Source organism: Marinobacterium ramblicola, from assembly GCF_019084545.1.
Lineage (GTDB): Bacteria > Pseudomonadota > Gammaproteobacteria > Pseudomonadales > Balneatricaceae > Marinobacterium_D > Marinobacterium_D ramblicola.
In genome coordinates this window covers 217,518-237,499 of record NZ_JAHREP010000001.1, presented here as the reverse complement: position 1 = coordinate 237,499, position 19,982 = coordinate 217,518, and the positions used below count along the sequence as shown (strand labels likewise).

Annotated in this window: 18 protein-coding genes and 2 pseudogenes; 9 read left to right on the top strand and 11 right to left on the bottom strand. The window is 57.6% G+C overall.

The features are described 5' to 3' along the window. Positions 1-3: 3 nt before the first annotated feature. Entirely contained in the window at positions 4-2,922 is a 2,919-nt protein-coding gene (locus tag KQ940_RS00935) for an insulinase family protein (protein WP_217410817.1), read from the bottom strand. Between the two features lie 309 nt (positions 2,923-3,231). Here KQ940_RS00935 and KQ940_RS00930 point away from each other — a divergent pair, with 309 nt between their 5' ends. Then, positions 3,232-3,600, top strand: a complete 369-nt coding sequence (locus KQ940_RS00930) for a phasin family protein (protein WP_217410815.1) — start codon at positions 3,232-3,234, stop codon at positions 3,598-3,600. Positions 3,601-3,859: 259 nt separating this feature from the next. Continuing rightward, a complete protein-coding gene (locus KQ940_RS00925; RefSeq protein WP_217410813.1) occupies positions 3,860-4,342 on the top strand; it encodes a phasin family protein in 483 nt (160 codons plus the stop codon). A gap of 114 nt (positions 4,343-4,456) precedes the next feature. On the opposite strand, the gene KQ940_RS00920 is transcribed toward KQ940_RS00925, so the two are convergent. The 7 genes and pseudogenes from KQ940_RS00920 to KQ940_RS23145 form a co-directional block, all read right to left on the bottom strand. Further along, positions 4,457-5,665, bottom strand: a complete 1,209-nt coding sequence (locus KQ940_RS00920) for a UbiH/UbiF/VisC/COQ6 family ubiquinone biosynthesis hydroxylase (protein ID WP_217410812.1) — start codon at positions 5,663-5,665, stop codon at positions 4,457-4,459. Positions 5,666-5,812: 147 nt separating this feature from the next. Beyond that, complete coding sequence (gene serS, locus KQ940_RS00915; protein ID WP_217410811.1) at positions 5,813-7,090, bottom strand: serine--tRNA ligase; 1,278 nt, start codon at positions 7,088-7,090, stop codon at positions 5,813-5,815. Positions 7,091-7,144: 54 nt separating this feature from the next. Continuing rightward, on the bottom strand, positions 7,145-7,516 hold the full coding sequence (gene crcB / locus KQ940_RS00910; protein ID WP_217410810.1) for a fluoride efflux transporter CrcB: 372 nt from the start codon (positions 7,514-7,516) through the stop codon (positions 7,145-7,147). A 9-nt stretch (positions 7,517-7,525) separates the two neighbouring features. Next, complete coding sequence (locus tag KQ940_RS00905; RefSeq protein WP_217410809.1) at positions 7,526-8,878, bottom strand: replication-associated recombination protein A; 1,353 nt, start codon at positions 8,876-8,878, stop codon at positions 7,526-7,528. Continuing rightward, on the bottom strand, positions 8,878-9,510 hold the full coding sequence (gene lolA / locus KQ940_RS00900) for an outer membrane lipoprotein periplasmic chaperone LolA (protein WP_217410807.1): 633 nt from the start codon (positions 9,508-9,510) through the stop codon (positions 8,878-8,880). The genes KQ940_RS00905 and lolA overlap by 1 nt, the downstream gene beginning before the upstream one ends. 5 nt (positions 9,511-9,515) lie before the next feature. Further along, positions 9,516-11,096 (bottom strand): annotated as a pseudogene (locus tag KQ940_RS23150) (DNA translocase FtsK); the annotation flags it as partial. A 513-nt stretch (positions 11,097-11,609) separates the two neighbouring features. After that, positions 11,610-12,041, bottom strand: a pseudogene (locus tag KQ940_RS23145) (DNA translocase FtsK 4TM domain-containing protein); the annotation flags it as partial. A gap of 291 nt (positions 12,042-12,332) precedes the next feature. Here KQ940_RS23145 and trxB point away from each other — a divergent pair. From trxB to infA, 4 genes are all read left to right on the top strand, one after another. Continuing rightward, positions 12,333-13,289: a thioredoxin-disulfide reductase gene (gene trxB, locus KQ940_RS00890; RefSeq protein ID WP_217410802.1), complete on the top strand. Its 957-nt coding sequence runs from the start codon at positions 12,333-12,335 to the stop codon at positions 13,287-13,289. A gap of 27 nt (positions 13,290-13,316) precedes the next feature. After that, positions 13,317-14,021, top strand: a complete 705-nt coding sequence (gene aat, locus KQ940_RS00885; RefSeq protein WP_217410801.1) for a leucyl/phenylalanyl-tRNA--protein transferase — start codon at positions 13,317-13,319, stop codon at positions 14,019-14,021. 5 nt (positions 14,022-14,026) lie between these two features. Beyond that, positions 14,027-14,734: an arginyltransferase gene (locus KQ940_RS00880; protein WP_217410800.1), complete on the top strand. Its 708-nt coding sequence runs from the start codon at positions 14,027-14,029 to the stop codon at positions 14,732-14,734. A gap of 129 nt (positions 14,735-14,863) precedes the next feature. Next, a complete protein-coding gene (infA, locus tag KQ940_RS00875) occupies positions 14,864-15,082 on the top strand; it encodes a translation initiation factor IF-1 (protein WP_182810265.1) in 219 nt (72 codons plus the stop codon). A 37-nt stretch (positions 15,083-15,119) separates the two neighbouring features. Here infA and clpA read toward each other — a convergent pair whose 3' ends face one another. After that, entirely contained in the window at positions 15,120-17,378 is a 2,259-nt protein-coding gene (gene clpA, locus KQ940_RS00870; RefSeq protein ID WP_217410799.1) for an ATP-dependent Clp protease ATP-binding subunit ClpA, read from the bottom strand. A 15-nt stretch (positions 17,379-17,393) separates the two neighbouring features. Continuing rightward, the gene (clpS, locus tag KQ940_RS00865) at positions 17,394-17,726 is read right to left on the bottom strand and encodes an ATP-dependent Clp protease adapter ClpS (RefSeq protein ID WP_217410926.1); all 333 of its coding nucleotides are present in this window, start codon (positions 17,724-17,726) and stop codon (positions 17,394-17,396) included. A gap of 234 nt (positions 17,727-17,960) precedes the next feature. On the opposite strand from clpS, the gene KQ940_RS00860 reads away from it, so the two are divergent. Further along, positions 17,961-18,167, top strand: a complete 207-nt coding sequence (locus tag KQ940_RS00860; protein WP_217410798.1) for a cold-shock protein — start codon at positions 17,961-17,963, stop codon at positions 18,165-18,167. 200 nt (positions 18,168-18,367) lie between these two features. After that, positions 18,368-18,979: a pseudouridine synthase gene (locus KQ940_RS00855; RefSeq protein ID WP_217410796.1), complete on the top strand. Its 612-nt coding sequence runs from the start codon at positions 18,368-18,370 to the stop codon at positions 18,977-18,979. Here the strand turns inward: KQ940_RS00855 and moaE are convergent. Continuing rightward, the gene (gene moaE, locus KQ940_RS00850) at positions 18,915-19,409 is read right to left on the bottom strand and encodes a molybdopterin synthase catalytic subunit MoaE (protein ID WP_217410794.1); all 495 of its coding nucleotides are present in this window, start codon (positions 19,407-19,409) and stop codon (positions 18,915-18,917) included. The two genes, KQ940_RS00855 and moaE, sit on opposite strands and share 65 nt — an antisense overlap. A gap of 127 nt (positions 19,410-19,536) precedes the next feature. On the opposite strand from moaE, the gene KQ940_RS00845 reads away from it, so the two are divergent. Then, the gene (locus KQ940_RS00845) at positions 19,537-19,980 is read left to right on the top strand and encodes an NUDIX hydrolase (RefSeq protein WP_217410792.1); all 444 of its coding nucleotides are present in this window, start codon (positions 19,537-19,539) and stop codon (positions 19,978-19,980) included. Positions 19,981-19,982: the final 2 nt, after the last annotated feature.

The window sequence follows — 19,982 nt, the reverse complement described above, 5'->3', positions numbered from 1 at the left end:
GTATCAGATTTCGATACGCTCAAAACTCTCCGGCAGCTCCGCAGCGCCCTTGCTGCTGGTCACGACCGCGACACTGGCATTTTCCGGCTTCAGATAGCGCTGCGCGACACGTTTGAGATCTTCGACACATACGCCCAATACCTCCTGGCGGAACTTCTGCCGCTGGGCCGGAGTACGGCCGAACAGGCTGGCGTGGTAGGTCTGCTTCGCCTCCCCAGCCGGAGATCCCGGCTTGTCGATGGAACTGACCACGCCAAGGATCGCCTCCTCGAGCTTCAGTGGGGCGATATCCGTTTCGCTGATCCAGCGGGCGGAAGCATCGAAATCATCCAGGGTACCGCCGATACGCGGATCGCGATAGGAGAAGAAGCGGAATACCGCATCGCCACTGTCCTGAGATGCGCCCGCACCGTAGGCTCCGCCCTGCTCGCGAATGGCGCGATGCAGGTAGTTGTTGCGCAGGAACTCACCCAGCACCGTCAACGGTGCCGCATCCGCGTGATCGACGGTGACGGTGGGAAACGCCTTGGCGCAGAAACTGACCTGGGTGCTGGTCAGCCAGGCCTGATTCACGCCTTTGCGCGTTTCCGGCAGGCCAAAAGGCTCGAACCTTTCCGCCACGTCCCGATCGGCCCAGCGCTGGGCGACAGCCTTGGTCAGCGCGTCACGATACTCCTCCTCCCCTACCATCAGGAAACGGCGCGGCGCACCCTGCAGTTTCTGGTGCAGCGCACTCAATCGTTGTGACAGCTGATCCAGTGCGCCGTCCTGATCGAGGGACCTGTCCATCGCCTTGATACGTCGCACACCCTCCAGACCGCGCGCGTTATGTGCCAGCTGCGCGGAGGGTGCAAACCCCGCACAGGCCGCCAGCATCGCCATGCTGTGGCCCTGTCCGGTGATCGACTGCTCGCGGCGACTGCGCATCTGCGCCACGATCTCGCGCAAACGCTTGGTTTCATCGAAACGAGCCCCACCCAACGTTTCCAGCATCAGGTCGGCCAGCGCATCGCGGTTCACCGCCAGCGCCTTGCCCGAGATCACCAGATAACCGCTGACATCCTGCTCATTATCCGGTCGCCCACGTACCGAGGTGTATGCGGAGAAACCACCGGTGATCTGGCTCTGGTAGGCCTGATTCTGGCGGTAATCGCGTTCGCCGCAGCCGAGCTCCGTCAGGCAGTGGGTGTAAAGCGGCATCAGCTCCTGCTCGCTGTCACTCAGCTTTGGCAGGTCCAGAATCACCTGCTGGTAAACAAGACCGTTGGTGCCGGCGGAGTACCAGGTGCCGTCCAGTTTCGGCAGGTTCATCGATTCGCCCTTCGGCAGATGAAGCACGGTCGGCACATCCTCAAGCGTTACCCGCGGCAGAATCGACTCATCGTCGACCTGCATTTGGCGCGCTTCCAGCTTCGCGGCAAGTTCGATGACCCCAGCCTTCTCATCCTCGCTCATCGCCGCTTTGATCGCCGCCAGCTTTGCCGCTTCGGCGGCATCGCGGCGTGTCGCCAGCTCGTTGTCAGGTCGCAGGGTCAGCCGCACCCGGTGCGGGTTATCAAGCAGCCAGCGACGGATCAGCGATGGAATGTAGTCTCGATCCTTGATCGCCTCGCGCAGCTTCTCCAGTGCCGAATCTACATTCAATGCGGCCAGAGGGTCGCCGCGATGGATACCGGCGGAGAGCGCTCCGAGGATCAGCTGAAGACCGAACGGGTAGCTGTCGCCGGTAATTTCCCGTTGACTCAACTCTAACTGGTGCAGCTGCGCCTCGACCATCTCCTGGGGCACACCCTCCCGGGCAACCTGTTCCAGCGTATCCAGCACCAACTGCTCGAAGGCAGCAGCATGCTCCGGGTCGCTCCCCTCCAGACCACACATGAAGCTCATCTCGCGATTGGAGTCCTCCAATCCGCACAATGGCGACGGCGCGCTGCCCAGGTCGCTGGACTCCAGCGCGCCACGCAAGGGTGAACTGGAGTTATCGAGCAGCACACGTGACAGCAGATGTGCCTGCATCAGCTCGTCGAGCTCTATCGACTTTGGCAGCAGCCAGCCAAGCACATGATGGGTCTGGCCGCTGAGATCCTCCTGATCCAGTGCGTATGCTTCCTCAACACTGATCGGGGCAAAGTAGCGCTTTTCATCCTCGACATGGATCTCATCTTCGCTGCGCTGAAACTTGTGCAGTGCCAGCTCTTCGAAGCGACGTTGCAGCTCCTGCGCGTCGATATTACCAAAGGTCATGAACACCGCGTTGCTGGGGTGATAGTGACTGCGGTAAAACTCTTTCAACTGCTCGTAGGTCAGATCCGGAATACAGCTCGGCTCACCGCCGCTGTTGTGGTGATAGGTGGTGGTCGGAAACAGATAGCGGGTCAGCGTCTGCCACAGCGTCGAGACAGGAGAGCTCATCGCCCCCTTCATCTCGTTGAACACCACCCCTTTATAGACCAGGTCGGAATCGGTGTTTCCGGCCTCGGCGAACTCCACGCGATGCCCCTCCTGTGCGAAGTCGAGCGGATCGAGACGCGAAAAAAACGTCGCATCCATATAGACATCAAGCAGGTTAAAGAAATCCTTGCGGTTCTGGCTGGCAAAGGGGTAGGCAGTCCAGTCGGAGCTGGTGAATGCATTCATGAAAGTGTTGAGCGAGCGGCGCGTCATCATGAAAAAAGGGTCGCGCACCGGGTAGCGCTCGCTGCCACAAAGAGCCGTGTGTTCCAGAATATGCGCTACTCCGGTGGAATCTTGCGGTACCGTACGAAACGCAACCAGAAACACATTTTCGTCACGTTCCGCTGCTATATGGTAGTGCTTGGCACCAGTGGCGATATGTTCAAACTCCTGTACTTCAACATTCAGCGAGTGGATCTGCTGAGTACGCAGGAAGCGAAAGCTTTGATGACTCGATACGGATTGCATAATGATGGCTTCACTCCGATTGCTGATCTTGGCGCAGTGGTTCACACCGCTTCTGCCCTCATTGTATCCTTTCGCTCCCCCCTTTCCAGCACAGCAGATGGGATCGCAGCCCTCACCAAATGCTGCACCGCACAATATTGATCACCCCATCCTGATAAATCAAATCAATCAAACACTTTAAGGCGATCAAAATAATTGTTGTGCAGTGCACAAAAAAGCGATTGACACTCGCCGCCCCTGATCATAAAGTGAGCACAAATGCTGCAACGCAACATAAACGAGTCCACCACAAATTTAGAGGTACATGCCATGTACGAAGAGATCAAAGACCAGATGAAACCGGTTATGGATATGGCCGAGATCAACAAGAAGACCACTGAGAAGCTGATCGCTCTGCAGTCTCAGTACGTTTCTGATTTCGTCAACTCCAGCCTGTCTCAGATGAAAGCCCTGAGCACCACCAAGGAGCCGAAGGCTGCATTCGAAGCTCAGGTTAAGTACCTGAAAGAGGTTGAAGCCAAGCTGACCGACGTGGCTGAGAAAGAGATGGCTGCACTGACTGAAGCTAAAGTTGAACTGACCAGCATCATCGAGAAGGCCGCCAGCGACCTGAGCACCTCTCCTTACTTCGCTGAACTGCAGAAGTTCATGAAGCCGATGGATATCAAGGCGAAGTAAATCGGATCCGATCGGGTTCCCTGCTTTACCCAGTAGTCAATCCGTTCGATGGCCGCTAGTCGGCCATCTTTTTTTGCAATGCAAGGCCGCTGTTACGGGTCGGGGACGGATACCCCAGAAACTCAAAAGGTTCGAGATCAAACATTCATTGTGCATTGCACCATTAATGCTTGACTTCGGGGTATACCACGACTAAGGTGTGGCTAGATTGATGCACTGCACAACGCCACCCGAATAAAATTTATCTGAGGATGCAAACATGTACGACGATATGCTGAAAGAGATGAAAGACAAGATGGCGCCGGTTGTAGAGATGGCTGAAATCAATAAGAAGACTGTTGAGACCCTGATCTCCCTGCAGTCTGAGTACTTCTCCGATTTCGTAACCAGCGGCCTGGCTCAGGTTAAAGCCCTGACCGAAGTCAAGGAGCCGAAAGAGGCGTTCGAACTTCAGGTTAAATACGTCAAAGAGCTCGAAAGCAAGATCACCGGCACCGCCGAGAAAGAGGTTGCCGCTCTGACCGAAGCCAAGGAGCAGCTGACCGCTCTGATCGAGAAAAGCGTCTCTGAGATCGAAGTGCCGAATTACTTCGGTGACCTGTCCAAGTTCGATCTGCCCAAGTTCGATCTGTCTGCGTTCGATCTGAGCAACTACATGCCGGAAGCGGTCAAGCCGAAAGCGGCTGCCAAGTCCACTCCGCGCAAGACCACTGCAGCAACCACCGCTGCTGCGGCCTCCTGATCGACGCTTAGATTACATTGAAATGGCTGCCCTCGGGCAGCCATTTTTATGTACAGGACGAAGGGTATGCCGCAGGCGTATGGATGCGCAGGAGCGGCGATGTACGGATGACCCTCAGCGCGCGAGCGCAGGCAGATCCCCTTCCAGCCCCATCGCAAACTGCATCACCTTGTCCTTCGCAAACGGCAGCTTTCCGGCCAGCCCCAAGCCAATATTGCGTACCAGCTTTAACGGCACCGAATCGTTGCTGAATACCCGGTAGAACGCATCCATGGTCTGCATCATCAGCAGGTTATGGCGCCTGCGCTGACTTTCATAGCGCTCCAGCACCTGCAACGAGTCCCAGGCCTCACCAGCGCTCTGGGCATGCAACACCACCTCGACCAACGCAGCCGCATCCAACAGGCCGATATTCACTCCCTGCCCCGCCAGCGGATGGATCATATGAGCCGCGTCGCCCGCCAGCGCCACGCCTTCGCCGACATAGCGCTGTGCATGCTGTCGTCTTAACGGGAAGAAGCCACGTTCAAGCAGCTGGTCGATCTGCCCCAGACGCTCAGGAAAGGTCGCAATCAGCTCCTCCATGAAGCGTCGTTCCGACAGTTCCATCAGTCTGCGCACGTTGTTTGGCGTGTTGTACCAGACCAGAGAGGCATGCTTTCCTGACAACGGCAGGAACGCCAGCGGGCCGGTCGGCGTAAACTGCTGCCAGGTGATATCCTGCTGCTCATACGCCGTTTCAACGGATGCTACCAGGGCATACTGGTCATAATCCCACTTGTGAGTGCCGATCCCGACCGCATCGCGGACACGTGACTGGCCACCATCGGCGGCAACCAGAAGTCTGCCCACCAATTCCCTGCCATCATCCAGCTGAATCAGGCTCGCACCAGGGGAGTAGTCGATCGAGGTGATCTGCGCAGGGCAGATCAGGTCCACGTTGTCGATCTGACCGAGGCGCTCAAGAAGCGCCAGTTGTACTACGCGATTTTCGACGATATTGCCAAGGTAGGGTTGATCGATCCGCGACGAATCGAACTCGGTTGCCGCTCGCTCGTCGCTGGCTTCCCAGACCCGCATGCGCCGGTAGGGGCAACTGCGACGGGACAGGATGCCGTCCCAGGCACCCACATTGCGCAGGATCTTCTCCGAGGCCAGACTCAGCGCCGATACCCTGAGATCGTGCGGTTGTTCGTTCGAGAAAGCGGGTGGATACTGCTGTTCGATGACGGCAACCGAAAGGTCGCTGTCCGCCAGTGCGCAGGCTATTGTCGATCCGACCATCCCGCCGCCGACAATCAATACATCATACCGCTGGTTCATTCCCCAACCCTTACTCATGGTTTGCGCGCAGTATACTGCCGAACCAAAATGAAACCTTGTGACAGGTCAAACGCAGTCGTAACCAGTACCATCGTTTGAAAAAGAGAAGCCCCGAACTCACGGGGCTTCATCGATTCAACAGCCGGTTTAACCCAGGCGGGTCAAGCCGCCCATATAGGGCAGAAGCGCTTCGGGTATGGTGACGCTGCCATCCTCGTTCTGATAGTTCTCGAGAACCGCCACCAGGGTACGGCCTACCGCCAGCCCCGATCCATTCAGCGTGTGCAGCAGCTCCGGCTTTCCGGTTTCCGGATTACGCCAGCGTGCCATCATGCGACGCGCCTGGAAGTCGAGCATGTTGGAGCAGGAGGAGATCTCGCGATACTTGCCCTGTCCCGGTAGCCATACCTCGAGATCGTAGGTTTTTGCGGCGCTGAAGCCCAGGTCGCCACCGCAAAGCGCAATCACACGGTAGGGCAGATTCAGTTTCTGCAGGATCGCCTCGGCATGGCCGGTCAGCGCCTCCAGCGCTTCCCAGGACTTTGAGGGCTCGACAATGTGCACCAGCTCAACCTTCTCGAACTGATGCTGACGGATCATGCCGCGGGTGTCGCGACCGGTCGAGCCCGCCTCGGAACGGAAACAGGGGGTGTGCGCCACAAACTGCATCGGCAGATCAGTAGCTTCGACAATCTCGTCACGCACGATGTTGGTTACCGGCACTTCAGCGGTCGGAATCAGGTAATAGTGACGATCGCCGAACGGCAGTTTGAACAGGTCCTCCTCGAACTTGGGCAGCTGACCGGTACCCACCAGGGAATCCGCATTGACCATGTAGGGCACATAGACTTCGCTATAGCCGTTCTCGGTGATATGGGTATCGAGCATGAACTGGGTCAACGCGCGATGCAGACGTGCAATACCGCCCTTCATCACAGAAAAGCGCGATCCGGTCAGCTTCGCCGCCGTCTCGAAGTCGAGTTCATGATTGCGCTCGCCCAATTCGACATGATCAAGTGGCTCGAAGGCGAATTCAGGTACCGTACCCCAGCGACGGACCTCGACATTGTCATCCTCGGTCTCACCCTCCGGCACAGAGGCATCCGGCATATTGGGAACACCCATCAGGATAGCGTCCAGCTGCGCCTGCACCTCGTGCAACTCAGCCTTGGCCGAGTCCAGACGGTCACCCAGAGACTGTACTTCGTCCAGCAGCGGCTGGATATCCTCTCCCGATGCTTTGGCTTTTCCGATACTTTTCGAGCGGGTGTTGCGCTCGTTTTGCAGCGTTTCAGTGTCGACCTGAATCGATTTACGCTTATTGTCCAATTCAACAAAATGCGCAACGGGAAAATCATAACCCTTCTTTTTCAGCGCTTCAGCCACCGCTTCCGGGTTGGCTCGGACCAGTTTCGGATCAAGCATGGAGAAAAGGTACCTTAATGTTCAAAGAATCGAATAACCGCCAAGCCCGCCATCTTAAATAAGGCGAGTCAGCATAAGCCCCGCATATAGCGCGACCAGACACAAAATCAGGCTCAATGATATATAAATCAGGGCAGACATTATATGCCCCTCCTGAATCAGCGCGACCGCCTCAAGAGAGAAGGTTGAAAAGGTGGTGAAGGCGCCCATAAAGCCCGTCATCAACAGTGGTCGCATCTCGGGCGATAACTTGGCTCGCTCAAGCACCAGCACGAAACAAACGCCCATCAGGAACGAGCCCAATACGTTGACCGTCAGAGTGCCAAGTGGAACCTTGTGCTCGGCATTGTTCAGCACGCCACTGACCCAGTAGCGTCCCATCGCGCCCACTGCCCCCCCCAGTGCCACCAGTATCCAGTGAATCATCCGCCGTCCTTATCTGCTTGTTTCACGGTAGCGCTTGCGCTTGCTCTGCTGATCCAGCGCCCGCAGACGCTCCAGCTTTTCGCCCAGCTTGATCTCAAGACCTCGCGCTTCCGGTTGGTAATAACAGCGCTCGGCGATCGCTTCAGGCAGATACACCTCGCCAGCAGCGTAGGCGCCGGGTTCATCATGCGCATAGCGGTATTCCGCACCATACCCCATATCCTTCATAAGCGATGTAGGCGCGTTGCGCAGGTGCTCGGGCACCTCATAACTGGGGTCGGCCCTGACATCCGCACGACACTGATTAAATGCACGATAAAGCGCATTGCTCTTCGGTGCGAGCGCACAATATACGGCTGCCTGAGCAATCGCCCTCTCCCCCTCTGCCGGACCGACACGCTCGAACGCGTCCCAGGCGGAGAGCACCACCTGCATGGCGCGGGGATCCGCGTTGCCTATATCCTCCGAGGCGATCGCTACCAGCCGGCGGGCGATATACAGTGGATCGCAGCCGCCATCGAGCATTCTGCAGTACCAGTACAGCGCCCCGTCAGCCGAGGAGCCGCGTACCGACTTATGAAACGCCGAAATCTGATCATAAAACAGATCGCCGCCCTTGTCGTAGCGCCGACCGCCGGCCTGCAGCACCTCGGCCAACACATCCGCCGAGACTCTTTCAACCTGGCCCTGGGTCTGGGCCAGATCAGCCGCAATCTCCAGCAGGTTCAACGCCCGTCTGCCATCGCCATCGGCCGCGCTGATCAGCTGATCGATTACGCCCTCATCAAACTGCAGTGACCTGGCGCCCAAGCCGCGCTCAGGATCCACAAGCGCCTTGTCGATAATGCCGCGCAGGTCATCCGGCTCCAGTGCACGCAGCAGATAGACGCGAGCGCGGGAAAGCAATGCGTTATTGAGTTCGAACGAGGGGTTCTCAGTGGTGGCGCCGATAAATATAACGGTACCATCCTCGACATAGGGCAGGAAGGCGTCCTGTTGCGACTTGTTGAAGCGATGTACCTCGTCGACGAACAGAATGGTTTTCCGTCCGCTTTGTGCCTTGATCAGCGACGCCTGATCGACCGCCTGGCGGATATCCTTGACCCCGGCCAGCACCGCCGAGATGGTCACGAAGTGCGCATCCACCTGATGCGCGATCAGTCGCGCCAGAGTGGTTTTACCCACGCCCGGCGGCCCCCAGAGTACCATGGAGTGCACCAGACCCTGCTCCAGCGCCTGGCGTAAAGGCTTACCGCGGCCAAACAGATGGGTCTGCCCGGCATACTCATCCAGCGTACGCGGCCGCATCCGTGCCGCCAGCGGCTCATAACCACTTGTGTGCTCGGCGAACAGGTCCTGCATCAGACCCCCGGATCAAGAATCAGATCCACCCCTTCAGGTGGCGTGAACTCGAAGCGCTCCGGATCGGGCTCCAAATCCAGCTCAATCGCATTCAACAGTATGGATGTACGCTGCCCAAGGCTGTCTTCAAGCAGCAGTTCACTGAGCACCTCATCCTTGAACAGCAAGCGGATACGCTCAAAGCTGCGCTTCTCGGTCAGCGGCAGCAGCTCGAACACCTCGCGATCGCCCATCTGCTCGATCTGGCGGATATCGAAACGCTCGCTCAATGCATCGACCTTGCCATTGAGGATCAAAGCCGGTGCGCTTTCCGACTGCTCATCAGCCGGTTTGCGCGTGACCTGCTCCAGATCCGGGTCGTAGATCCAGATATACTCGCCATCACTGACGATCCGCTGCTCGAATGGGGAGTGGGTGATCCAGTCAAATCGATCGGGTCTAGCCAGAACGAATTCGCCGCTTGAATGCTCCTGACGTGTGCCCTCTTCGGACAGGGTATATTGCTCGAACTCGGCGCCGAAACTCTGGTGCCGGGTCAGCAACTCACTAAGCCTGTCCACGGCCGCTGCATGCAGTGCCGTACTGATACTGAACAGAGCGCCGAGAACGGCGCCCTTAAAATAGTGTGACATAGTTATCAGTCCCTCGGTGGTGGCGGTGCCAGCACCTCGCGCTGGCCATTGGTACCCGCCTCAGTGATGACACCGGCCATCTCCATAGATTCAATCATGCGTGCGGCCCGGTTGTATCCGATCTTGAGCTTGCGCTGTACCGACGAGATCGATGCTTTGCGCGACTCGGTCACGAACGCCACCGCCTCGTCATACAGCGGATCGGCCTCGTCATCAAACAGGTTACCGCTACCGCCGCCTGCACCGCCTTCGCCACCCGGGTCGCTCAAAATATCGTCGATATAGACCGGTTCTCCCATGGCACGCCAGGCCTCCACGGTTCTGTGCACTTCGTCATCGCTGACAAAAGCACCATGCACCCGGTTGGGCACGCTGGTGCCCGCCGGCAGGTAAAGCATATCGCCGTACCCCAACAGGTTCTCCGCGCCGGACTGGTCCAGAATCGTACGCGAGTCGATCTTGGACGAGACCTGGAACGCTATCCGGGTCGGGATGTTCGCCTTGATCAGGCCGGTGATCACATCCACGGACGGCCGCTGCGTCGCCAGAATCAGGTGGATACCTGCGGCGCGCGCTTTCTGCGCGATACGTGCGATCAGCTCCTCTACCTTTTTACCGACCATCATCATCATGTCGGCGAACTCGTCGATCACCACCACTATATAGGGCAGGGTTTCGAGTGCGGGTGCCGGCTCATCGGGGTCGAATCCCATCTCCTGCGGATTCCACAGCGGATCCGGTATCGTCTCACCACGCTGCTGCGCCTGCACCAGCTTCTCGTTGAAACCGGCAATGTTACGTACGCCCATTTTGGCCATCAGCCGATAGCGACGTTCCATCTCCGCGACGCACCAACGCAAGCCCCCCGCCGCTTCTTTCATGTCTGTGATCACCGGGGTCAAAAGATGTGGGATACCGTCATAGATCGACAGCTCCAGCATCTTCGGGTCCACCAGCATCAGCCGAACCTCATCCGGAGTGGCCTTGAACAACAGACTAAGCAGCATCGCATTAACGCCAACTGACTTACCTGAGCCGGTGGTACCGGCCACCAACAGGTGGGGCATTTTGGCCAGGTTGGCAACAACGGGATTGCCGGCGATATCGTTACCGAGCGCCAGCGTCAGACGAGAGCCCGCCTCAAGATAGGGTTTGGCGTTGAGCACCTCGCTGAGACGAACCGTCTGCCGCGAGGCGTTGGGGATCTCGATACCGACCACGGACTTGCCGGGTATCACCTCCACCACGCGCACGGCAGAGACGGCCATGGAGCGCGCCAGATCGCGCGCGAGATTGGAGATTTTGCTCGCTTTAACCCCCGGTGCCGGCTGCAGCTCAAAGCGCGTGATGACCGGACCCGGGTTCACCTCGACCACCTCGGCGATGACGCCGAAGTCTTTCAGTTTCTGCTCGAGCAGCCGTGACATCTCCTCCAGCTCATCCTCACTGAACCCCTGTTCGGTCTGCAGTTCGGGCGGATCCAGAAGGTCGAGCGACGGCAAAACATGCTTGGGTTTGCGCGGCAACTCGGCGGTTCGCGCTTCCATCGGCTCGTCGTCGACCAGCGGTTTATGAGACTCCGACAGCGGTACGATTTTCAGGCCCCTTCGACTGCTGCCCATCTGTGTAACAGACTCTTGAGCGTTTCCGGGACGCTCGCTTCGCGATACCTGCTCGGATTCGGTCGCATAATCGGAGTCAACCCAGGGCGGAATATCCTGCGCCGAACTATCGGTATCTTCATCGTCCAGATCGCCAAATGAGAACGAAGGCTCAAGACGCCCGTCCTGTCCCGCCATTTCAGGCATCGGTTGAGTTCGTGAGCGGATCGTGGCCTCAGATTCTCTGCTTGCACGCGTTGGCTCTACCCTCACCGGTTCCCTGTTATTCGCGGGACGCGAGTCACGAGACAAGGGCGCTTTAGGTGCTGCTATTGGTTTTTCATACGCTTCATCTCGTTCATTTCGAGCGCCACGTCCCCTGCGCACAAAGAGTGCCGAAACACGCTCCCAGGCTTGCAGCAGCAGCCCACCTGCCCCTTCAAGTCCGGCCCGCCAGGAGATATCGGCATACAGGGTGAGGCCGAACAGCATCAGCGTCCAATGCACCACCGAGCCGCCGGCCAGACTTAGCCAAACCACGGAAAGATCGGAAAGCGCCTGGCCAACAAGCCCTCCGGCAGTAAAGGGATATGCCAGCCCCTCGTTGGATATATGCATAGAGGCGAGACTGGACAGCGCCACCAGCATCAGCACAGCACCAGTGGTACGCAGCATGATATAGGGGATAGCGTCGAGCACACCCTCATTTCGCCGACGCAAAAATCGTATGGCAGGCCAGATCAGTAGGAGCGGCACCAGGTAGGCGCCTATGCCCAGCATGGAGATGGCGATATCCGCGATCCACGCACCGGTAATCCCGGCCAGGTTGGACACCTGACTCTGGTAGCCCAGGTGAGACCAGCCCGGGTCTCGCGCGTCGTAACTGAATATCGCCAGAAGTACGAACAGGTTGCAGCCGATAGCCAACACCAGCCCCGCTTCCTTGCCCGCCCGGGCCAGTTTTTCCCCCAGTGCTGTCGGAGTATCGATACGCTTTTCGCTCAAGCTTTTTTCCTTACTGCATCACCCACGCAATTGAGGGTGAAAAATACCATATTTACCCATTGCTCGCCGAGCCCGTAACGCCAATACGGCTCAATGGACATTGCCGGGCCCAGGAGTTACATTCCCGAACATCCGCACGCGTTGAAAACCCGCTACGTGCCCCAAGATACTAATGCTATCACTCGACCTCCATTTGAAACGGACCCTCAGATCATCATGAGCGAAATACAGCACCACCGTCTTATTATTCTCGGCTCCGGCCCTGCCGGTTACACCGCCGCCGTGTACGCTGCACGCGCCAACCTCAACCCGGTTGTGATCACCGGCATGCAGGCCGGCGGTCAATTGACCACGACAACCGACGTCGACAACTGGCCCGGCGATGCCGAGGGCGTTCAGGGCCCCGAGCTGATGCAGCGTATGCAGGCGCATGCCGAACGCTTTAACACCCAAGTGATCTTCGATCACATCAACGAAGCCGACCTGCAGAACCGCCCCTTCCGTCTGAAAGGCGATATGGGCGAGTACACCTGCGATGCCCTGATCATCTCCACCGGCGCATCCGCACAGTACCTGGGCCTGGACTCCGAAGAGGCGTTCAAGGGCAAGGGTGTCAGCGCCTGCGCCACCTGTGACGGGTTCTTCTACCGCGGCCAGAAAGTTGCCGTCATCGGCGGCGGCAACACCGCCGTGGAAGAGGCGCTCTACCTGTCCAACATCGCCGCCGAAGTCACGCTGATCCATCGTCGTGACAGCCTGCGCAGTGAAAAGATCCTGCAGGACGAGTTGTTTGAGCGTGCCGAGAACGGCAACATCAATATCATCTGGAACCATCAACTCGATGAAGTCCTGGGAGACAACAGCGGCGTAACCGGCATCCGCATCAAGAGCACTCAAGACGACAGCACTCGGGAGCTGGAGCTTCAGGGTGTCTTCATCGCCATCGGCCACCGCCCCAATACCGAGCTGTTTGAAGGCCAGCTGGAGATGAACAACGGCTACCTGAAGATCCGCTCAGGCCTGGAGGGCAACGCCACCCAGACCAACATCGAGGGTGTCTTCGCCGCCGGTGACGTCTGCGACCATATCTATCGCCAGGCGGTAACCTCAGCCGGCTTTGGCTGCATGGCCGCGCTGGATGCCGAGCGCTATCTTGACAAGCTTGGCAAGTAAGGCTGCAAAACCGATCAAGGCGTACGCATGATCCCATGGCTTCATCCGCTACGCCTTGAATTCCCCCCGGTCGATACCGCGCTGGATGAACCCAACGGGTTACTGGCAGCGGGAGGCGATCTACGCCCGGCGCGCATACTCGCCGCCTACCGCCGGGGCATTTTCCCCTGGTACAACGATGATGAACCGATCCTCTGGTGGAGTCCGGAGCCCCGCTGCGTGCTGCCGCCATCGCAGCTACACATCTCCCGGAGCCTGCGCAAGACCCTGCGCAAACCGAACTATCGCGTAAGCTTCGACACCGCCTTTCAACAAGTCATTGAAGCGTGCGCGGCACCACGCAGCTACAGCCAGGGCACCTGGATCAGCCCCGCGATGCAGCGCGCCTACATCGAACTTCACGAGCTGGGATATGGCCACAGTGTCGAAGTCTGGATGGACGACGAGCTGGTTGGCGGATTGTACGGTCTCGCTATCGGCAGCGTTTTCTTCGGCGAGTCGATGTTCAGCCGACGCACAGATGCCTCGAAAATTGCGTTCGCCCATCTGGTCGAACATCTGAAAAACTGGGGCTATGATTTGATAGACTGTCAGGTGTACAACGACCACCTGGCCAGCCTGGGTGCCCAGGAGATCCCTCGAGCAGAATTTGTCGACCTGCTGACCAAACTGCTTGAGCGGCATCCCGAGCACAAATGGCACGCAACGCCCAGCTTTCAAACGAAAGATTAATCAATATGAGTGATCTACAGACCCTTCGTTTTTATGCCACTCCGCCCCACGATTGCAGCTATCTGCCTGGGCGCAAGGCTAAAACACTGTTTGTAGATCCGCAGGCGGAGGTCGATGGCGCCCTGTACAGCCAACTCAGCGACCTGGGCTTCCGGCGCAGTGGTTCGCATATCTACCGACCACATTGCGACAGCTGCAACGCCTGTGTCTCGGTGAGAATACCGGTTCGCGAATTTACGCCGTCCAAAACCCAGCGTCGTATCTGGCGCCGCAACTCCGACCTGACTGTTAAGCGCGTCGCGCCGCAACTGACCATCGAGTACTACCGCCTCTACGACCGCTACATCACCGAGCGGCATGCCGACGGCGATATGTACCCACCGTCCCCAAGCCAGTTCATGAGCTTTCTTGTTGAGGGGCGCCAGCCGAGCACATTCTACGAATTTCGCGACCGTCAGAATGAGTTGGTCGCTATCGCCGTGACCGATCAGCTCGACCAGGGATTGTCGGCCCTCTACACCTTCTACGCCCCCGTACTGGAGAAGCGCAGCCTCGGCACCTATGCCATCCTCTGGCAGATTGAATCAGCCCGCCAGGCGAAACTCGATTATCTATACTTGGGTTACTGGGTGCGCGATTGCCGCAAAATGAACTACAAAACCGCGTACCACCCGCTGGATATGCTGATTGCGGACCAGTGGATCCGTGTCTGAGCCCGCTCCCTACTTCGCAGAAACCCGCAAATCTCTTTGATATAGAAGCAGGAATAAGGCAAAATAATGCGCTTTCCGACCGGCGCGTATCCTGCCGGGTACAAAAAACAGCCCTGAGGTAAAGAGTGAATGGCCAAAGAAGATTCATTAGAAATGGAAGGCACTGTAATCGACACCCTGCCGAACACCATGTTCCGTGTTGAACTGGAAAACGGCCACGTCGTTACAGCGCACATTTCAGGCAAGATGCGTAAGAACTACATCCGCATCCTGACCGGCGACAAGGTCAAAGTGGAACTGACTCCCTACGACCTGAGCAAAGGTCGCATTGTATACCGCGCTCGTTAATTGATTTGAGCGCGGCACACGAGACGGTGAGCAGCCATTAAGCTGCCACCGTGGCCACCTCCAGCTCCAACTCTCCATCATCGCCGACACGGATATCGACATCCCCGCCGTTCTCGGCAAGCTCTCCAAACAGAATCATCTCAGCCAAAGGCTTCTTGATCTTCTCCTGGATCAGTCGCTGCATCGGCCGCGCGCCCATTAGTTCATCGTAGCCATGCTCAGCGAGCCAATTGCGGGCATCGTCGTCCACGTGCAGCACAACACGCTTCTCATCCAGCTGCGCCTGCAGCTCGGTAAGGAACTTGTCGACCACACCCTTGACGATATCGACGGTCAGCGCCTTGAACTGGATGATCGCATCCAGACGGTTGCGAAACTCGGGCGTAAACAGTCGCTTGATCGCCTCCATTCCGTCGGTACTGTGATCCTGACGAGTGAAACCTATCGATGCACGACTCATCTGCTCGGCGCCGGCATTAGTCGTCATCACCAGAATCACGTTACGGAAATCCGCCTTGCGTCCGTTGTTGTCGGTCAGCGTACCGTTATCCATCACCTGCAGCAGCAGGTTGAATACTTCGGGGTGCGCCTTCTCGATCTCATCAAGCAGCAGCACGCAGTGTGGCGACTTGGTAATCGCTTCGGTCAACAGGCCACCCTGATCAAAACCGACGTAGCCCGGAGGTGCGCCGATCAAACGGGAAACCGTATGACGCTCCATATATTCGGACATATCGAAACGCACCAGCTCAATACCCAACACGCGGGCCAGCTGGGTTGTAACCTCCGTTTTACCGACCCCGGTGGGTCCGGAGAACAGGAAGGAACCGACAGGTTTGTTCGGCGCCTTGAGCCCAGCCCTGGACAGTTTGATCGCGGCCGACAGTGTGCCGATCGCCTCATCCTGCCCCAAAACCACCATTTTCAGGTTGGGTTCGAGCTTGGCCAGTTGCTCCTTATCCGACACGGAGACACTCTTCGGCGGGATGCGCGCAATTTTCGCTACCACAGTCTCCACATCGCCGACATCGATAACCTTTTTGCGCTTATCCTCCGGCAGCAGGCGCTGATAGGCACCCGCCTCGTCGATCACGTCGATCGCCTTGTCCGGCATATGCTTGTCGTTGATGTAACGATCGGCCAGCTCAGACGCGGCCAGCAACGCCTCATCGGTATACTCGATGTTGTGGTGCTCCTCAAAGCGGGACTTGAGACCACGCAGTATCTGGTAGGTGTCACTGACACTCGGCTCCAGGATATCGACCTTCTGGAAGCGACGCGCCAGGGCACGGTCCTTCTCGAAGATCCCACGGAACTCCTGGAAGGTGGTGGAGCCGATACAACGGATCTCACCCGAACTCAGCAGCGGCTTCAGCAGGTTGGATGCATCCATCGAACCGCCCGAGGCGGCACCTGCGCCGATGATGGTGTGGATTTCGTCGATGAACAGAATCGCATTGGGTTGACGCTTGATCTCCGCCAGCAGCCCCTTGAGACGCTTCTCGAAATCGCCGCGATACTTGGTACCGGCCAGCAGCGCCCCAAGATCCAGCGCATAGACAACGCTCTTGGAGATGATATCGGGCACCTTGTCCTCGACGATCAGCTTGGCCAGCCCCTCTGCAATCGCCGTTTTGCCGACCCCGGCCTCACCGACCAACAGTGGATTGTTCTTACGTCGACGCGACAGTATCTGCACAACGCGCTCGACCTCGGCATCACGCCCGACCAGAGGGTCGATCTGACCCAAGGCCGCCTGCTGATTGAGGTTCACGGCATACTGGCTCAACTGGCTCTTGCCGGACTCGCCGCCCTCCTCACCATCGGCGACCGAGTCGGACTCATGCCCCTCCTGCTCTCCAACCCTGGAGATACCATGGGAGATGTAGTTGACGACATCGATACGCTCAATGCCCTGTTGCTGCAACACGTAGGCCGCATGACTCTCCTGTTCGCTGTAGATCGCGACCAGGACATTGGCACCGCTGACCTCCGACTTGCCGGATGACTGTACATGGAATACGGCACGCTGCAGAACGCGCTGGAAACCTAACGTGGGCTGAGTTTCCAGATTGGGTACGTTCTGCGGCAGCAGAGGGGTGGTTTCATCGATAAACACCGACAGTTGCTGCCTCAATCGATCGAAATCAGCCCCACATGCGTGCAACACTTCAGCAGCCTGACGGTTATCCAGCAGCGCCAGCAGCAGATGCTCGACCGTCATAAACTCATGGTGCTTGTCCCGCGCAGACTTAAACGCTGTGCTGAGGGTTTCTTCAAGCTCGCGATTCAACATGGCTGCAGCCTCCTGTCAGACCGACTCTACTTCACAAAGCAGCGGGTGCTTATTCTCACGAGAATATTGATTCACCTGCGCCGCTTTAGTTTCCGCTACATCTCGAGTAAATACACCACACACCCCCTTTCCCTGAGTATGGACCGACAACATCACCTGTGTCGCCTTTTCCTGATTCATATTGAAAAATATCATCAAGACCTCGACCACAAAATCCATCGGCGTGTAGTCGTCGTTCATCAGAACGACCCGATACATTGGAGGGCGTTTGAGCGCCGGTTTGACCTGCTCCGCCGCCACTGAGCCATGACCGTCCCGTTGATCTTCTCCATCGGCGTCATCCGCCATCATTCTGACTGTTCTGTTACTGTAGAACGACATAACCAGCTGATTTCTCTACAATTCAATAAACAATATTAATTTCTGATATCCAGCCCTAGTGTCAGGCCGACCAAGTGTTATACTGCCCGTGCAGGAGTGGTTCCTCCAGTATCAGCAGTCCCTGCAATGATGTAAAGGAGTACCTTTCGCGCCGCGCAGGGCGCGAAGGTTCGCGAAGAGCGAAATCAACGGGAGCACGATATGCAAACAGGGAAAGTAAAGTGGTTTAACAACGCCAAGGGTTACGGCTTTATCCTCTCGGAAGAGTTCGATGAGGAGTTGTTTGCACACTTTTCTGCGATATTGGCTGAGGGCTACAAAAGCCTGAAAGCCGGGCAAACGGTACAGTTCGAAACCAAAGAGGGTCCCAAGGGGATACACGCGGTCAATATCCGCACTATGGACTGAGCACGTAACCGACACCCTCGCAGCGGTCAGAATCACTCTGGGATTCGGCTTCCGCCCTATCCCAGCGGGATCACTGTGGTCAGGCGCGTTACACCGATGCGTGCCTCATCAGCAGCATGATGGCGCACATTTTCATGCGGCCTCAGACCTCTTTTTCACTCATCGAAAGCCATTATTCGAGGCGACACCCCAGTTTAACAATGTCTCGTATCCTATTGTTTAACAAGCCTTTCAACGTACTTAGCCAGTTTACCGACAACGACGACCGCCCAACGCTGTCAGACTACGTAGCAGTACCTGGCGTTTACGCGGCTGGCCGTTTGGATTTTGACTCCGAAGGACTCTTGATACTGACCGATGACGGTGCGCTGCAGCACCGCCTGGCAGACCCCAAATTCAAGCTGGAGAAGACCTACTGGGCCCAGGTTGAAGGCGAGATAACCGAGCAGGCACTGGAGCAGCTTAGACGCGGCATCCAACTCAAGGATGGCCCCACCCGGCCAGCCAAGGCCAAACACCTGGCCACCCCCGAAATTTGGCCGCGCACGCCCCCGATCCGTCAACGCGCAAACCAGGCGACCAGCTGGCTGGAACTGAAAATCAGTGAGGGGCGCAATCGTCAGGTGCGCAGAATGACCGCCGCCGTGGGCTTTCCCACCCTGCGTCTGATACGCGTGGCGATAGGCCAGTGGACGATAGAGGGACTTGCCCCCGGTGAATATCGCACAGAGCAGGTCAACCTGCCGGTCAACCCTCCCCGTTCGACTCGCGGTCATCCGAGCCGCACTTCTGCCAGGCGGCCGCGGCGCTGAGATCGCTCTGTTTCTGCTCCACCCAGTGCTCGCCGCTATCCAGAATCTCCTTCTTCCAGAACGGGGCGTCCCGCTTGAGATAGTCCATGATGAACTGAGCGGCCTCGAAGGCCGCCTTTCTATGGGCGCTGGTCACACCGACAAACACGATATTATCGCCCGGCAGCAGGCGCCCAACACGATGCCTGATCAGAACGGGTCCCAGCCCCCAGCGCTCACGGGCCTGATCGACGATTTTCTGCAGAGCCTTCTCGGTCATCCCCGGGTAATGTTCGAGTTCCAGCGCCAGCAACCGGTCGCCCACCAACTCGCGAACCAGTCCGGTGAAGGTTACGATGGCACCCTGCGCCGCGCCCTCTCCTCTAAGGCGCTGACTCAGCTGGGCCAGATCAAAATCCTCGTGCTGAACAGCAACATCATCCAGTGGCATCTCTCTTATCACTCCCGGGGCAGCTTACAGTCCTGCAAAATGGTACTATCAGCTCCAATCTTTAGATAGCCAGACCGGTACAGGTTTGCACCAACAACCTACCAAGACAGTAGTTGAAAATTCACCAATGCGTTGGACACCTCATGCAACCGTCGCCACCATTGTGGAAGACAGTGGCCGTTTCCTGATCGTAGAAGAGGAAGCGGGAAACTCCCTGGTATTGAACCAGCCCGCCGGGCATCTCGAAGAGGATGAAAGCTTCGTGGATGCCGCCCGTCGTGAGACGCTGGAGGAAACCGGCTGGCATGTCGAGCCCGAATTTCTGCTCGGCCTGTACGTTTACAAGGCACCGGCCAACGGCATCACCTATCACCGAGCCTGTTTTATCGCCAGGGCGGTTGAACAGGAACCCCATCGCCAACTCGATGAGGGTATAGTACGCGCGGTATGGATGACGCGGGACGAAATCGCCGCCAGTGCCGACAGGCTCAGAAGCCAGTTGGTGCTCAAGTGCATCGATGACTATCTGGCCGGAACCCGTTATCCGCTTTCACTGATTCATGAACCCTGAAC

Excerpts from the sequence above, each read along its gene's own strand:
- crcB (WP_217410810.1), bottom strand. The coding sequence starts at position 7,516 with ATGATTCACTGGATACTGGTGGCACTGGGGGGGGCAGTGGGCGCGATG.
- moaE (WP_217410794.1), bottom strand. The coding sequence starts at position 19,409 with ATGCCACTGGATGATGTTGCTGTTCAGCACGAGGATTTTGATCTGGCC.
- KQ940_RS00860 (WP_217410798.1), top strand. The coding sequence starts at position 17,961 with ATGCAAACAGGGAAAGTAAAGTGGTTTAACAACGCCAAGGGTTACGGC.
- KQ940_RS00855 (WP_217410796.1), top strand. The coding sequence starts at position 18,368 with ATGTCTCGTATCCTATTGTTTAACAAGCCTTTCAACGTACTTAGCCAG.
- KQ940_RS00905 (WP_217410809.1), bottom strand. The coding sequence starts at position 8,878 with ATGCAGGACCTGTTCGCCGAGCACACAAGTGGTTATGAGCCGCTGGCG.
- KQ940_RS00845 (WP_217410792.1), top strand. The coding sequence starts at position 19,537 with ATGCGTTGGACACCTCATGCAACCGTCGCCACCATTGTGGAAGACAGT.
- KQ940_RS00925 (WP_217410813.1), top strand. The coding sequence starts at position 3,860 with ATGTACGACGATATGCTGAAAGAGATGAAAGACAAGATGGCGCCGGTT.
- trxB (WP_217410802.1), top strand. The coding sequence starts at position 12,333 with ATGAGCGAAATACAGCACCACCGTCTTATTATTCTCGGCTCCGGCCCT.
- aat (WP_217410801.1), top strand. The coding sequence starts at position 13,317 with ATGATCCCATGGCTTCATCCGCTACGCCTTGAATTCCCCCCGGTCGAT.
- KQ940_RS00880 (WP_217410800.1), top strand. The coding sequence starts at position 14,027 with ATGAGTGATCTACAGACCCTTCGTTTTTATGCCACTCCGCCCCACGAT.
- clpA (WP_217410799.1), bottom strand. The coding sequence starts at position 17,378 with ATGTTGAATCGCGAGCTTGAAGAAACCCTCAGCACAGCGTTTAAGTCT.
- KQ940_RS00930 (WP_217410815.1), top strand. The coding sequence starts at position 3,232 with ATGTACGAAGAGATCAAAGACCAGATGAAACCGGTTATGGATATGGCC.
- lolA (WP_217410807.1), bottom strand. The coding sequence starts at position 9,510 with ATGTCACACTATTTTAAGGGCGCCGTTCTCGGCGCTCTGTTCAGTATC.
- serS (WP_217410811.1), bottom strand. The coding sequence starts at position 7,090 with ATGCTTGATCCGAAACTGGTCCGAGCCAACCCGGAAGCGGTGGCTGAA.
- KQ940_RS00935 (WP_217410817.1), bottom strand. The coding sequence starts at position 2,922 with ATGCAATCCGTATCGAGTCATCAAAGCTTTCGCTTCCTGCGTACTCAG.
- KQ940_RS00920 (WP_217410812.1), bottom strand. The coding sequence starts at position 5,665 with ATGAACCAGCGGTATGATGTATTGATTGTCGGCGGCGGGATGGTCGGA.
- infA (WP_182810265.1), top strand. The coding sequence starts at position 14,864 with ATGGCCAAAGAAGATTCATTAGAAATGGAAGGCACTGTAATCGACACC.
- clpS (WP_217410926.1), bottom strand. The coding sequence starts at position 17,726 with ATGGCGGATGACGCCGATGGAGAAGATCAACGGGACGGTCATGGCTCA.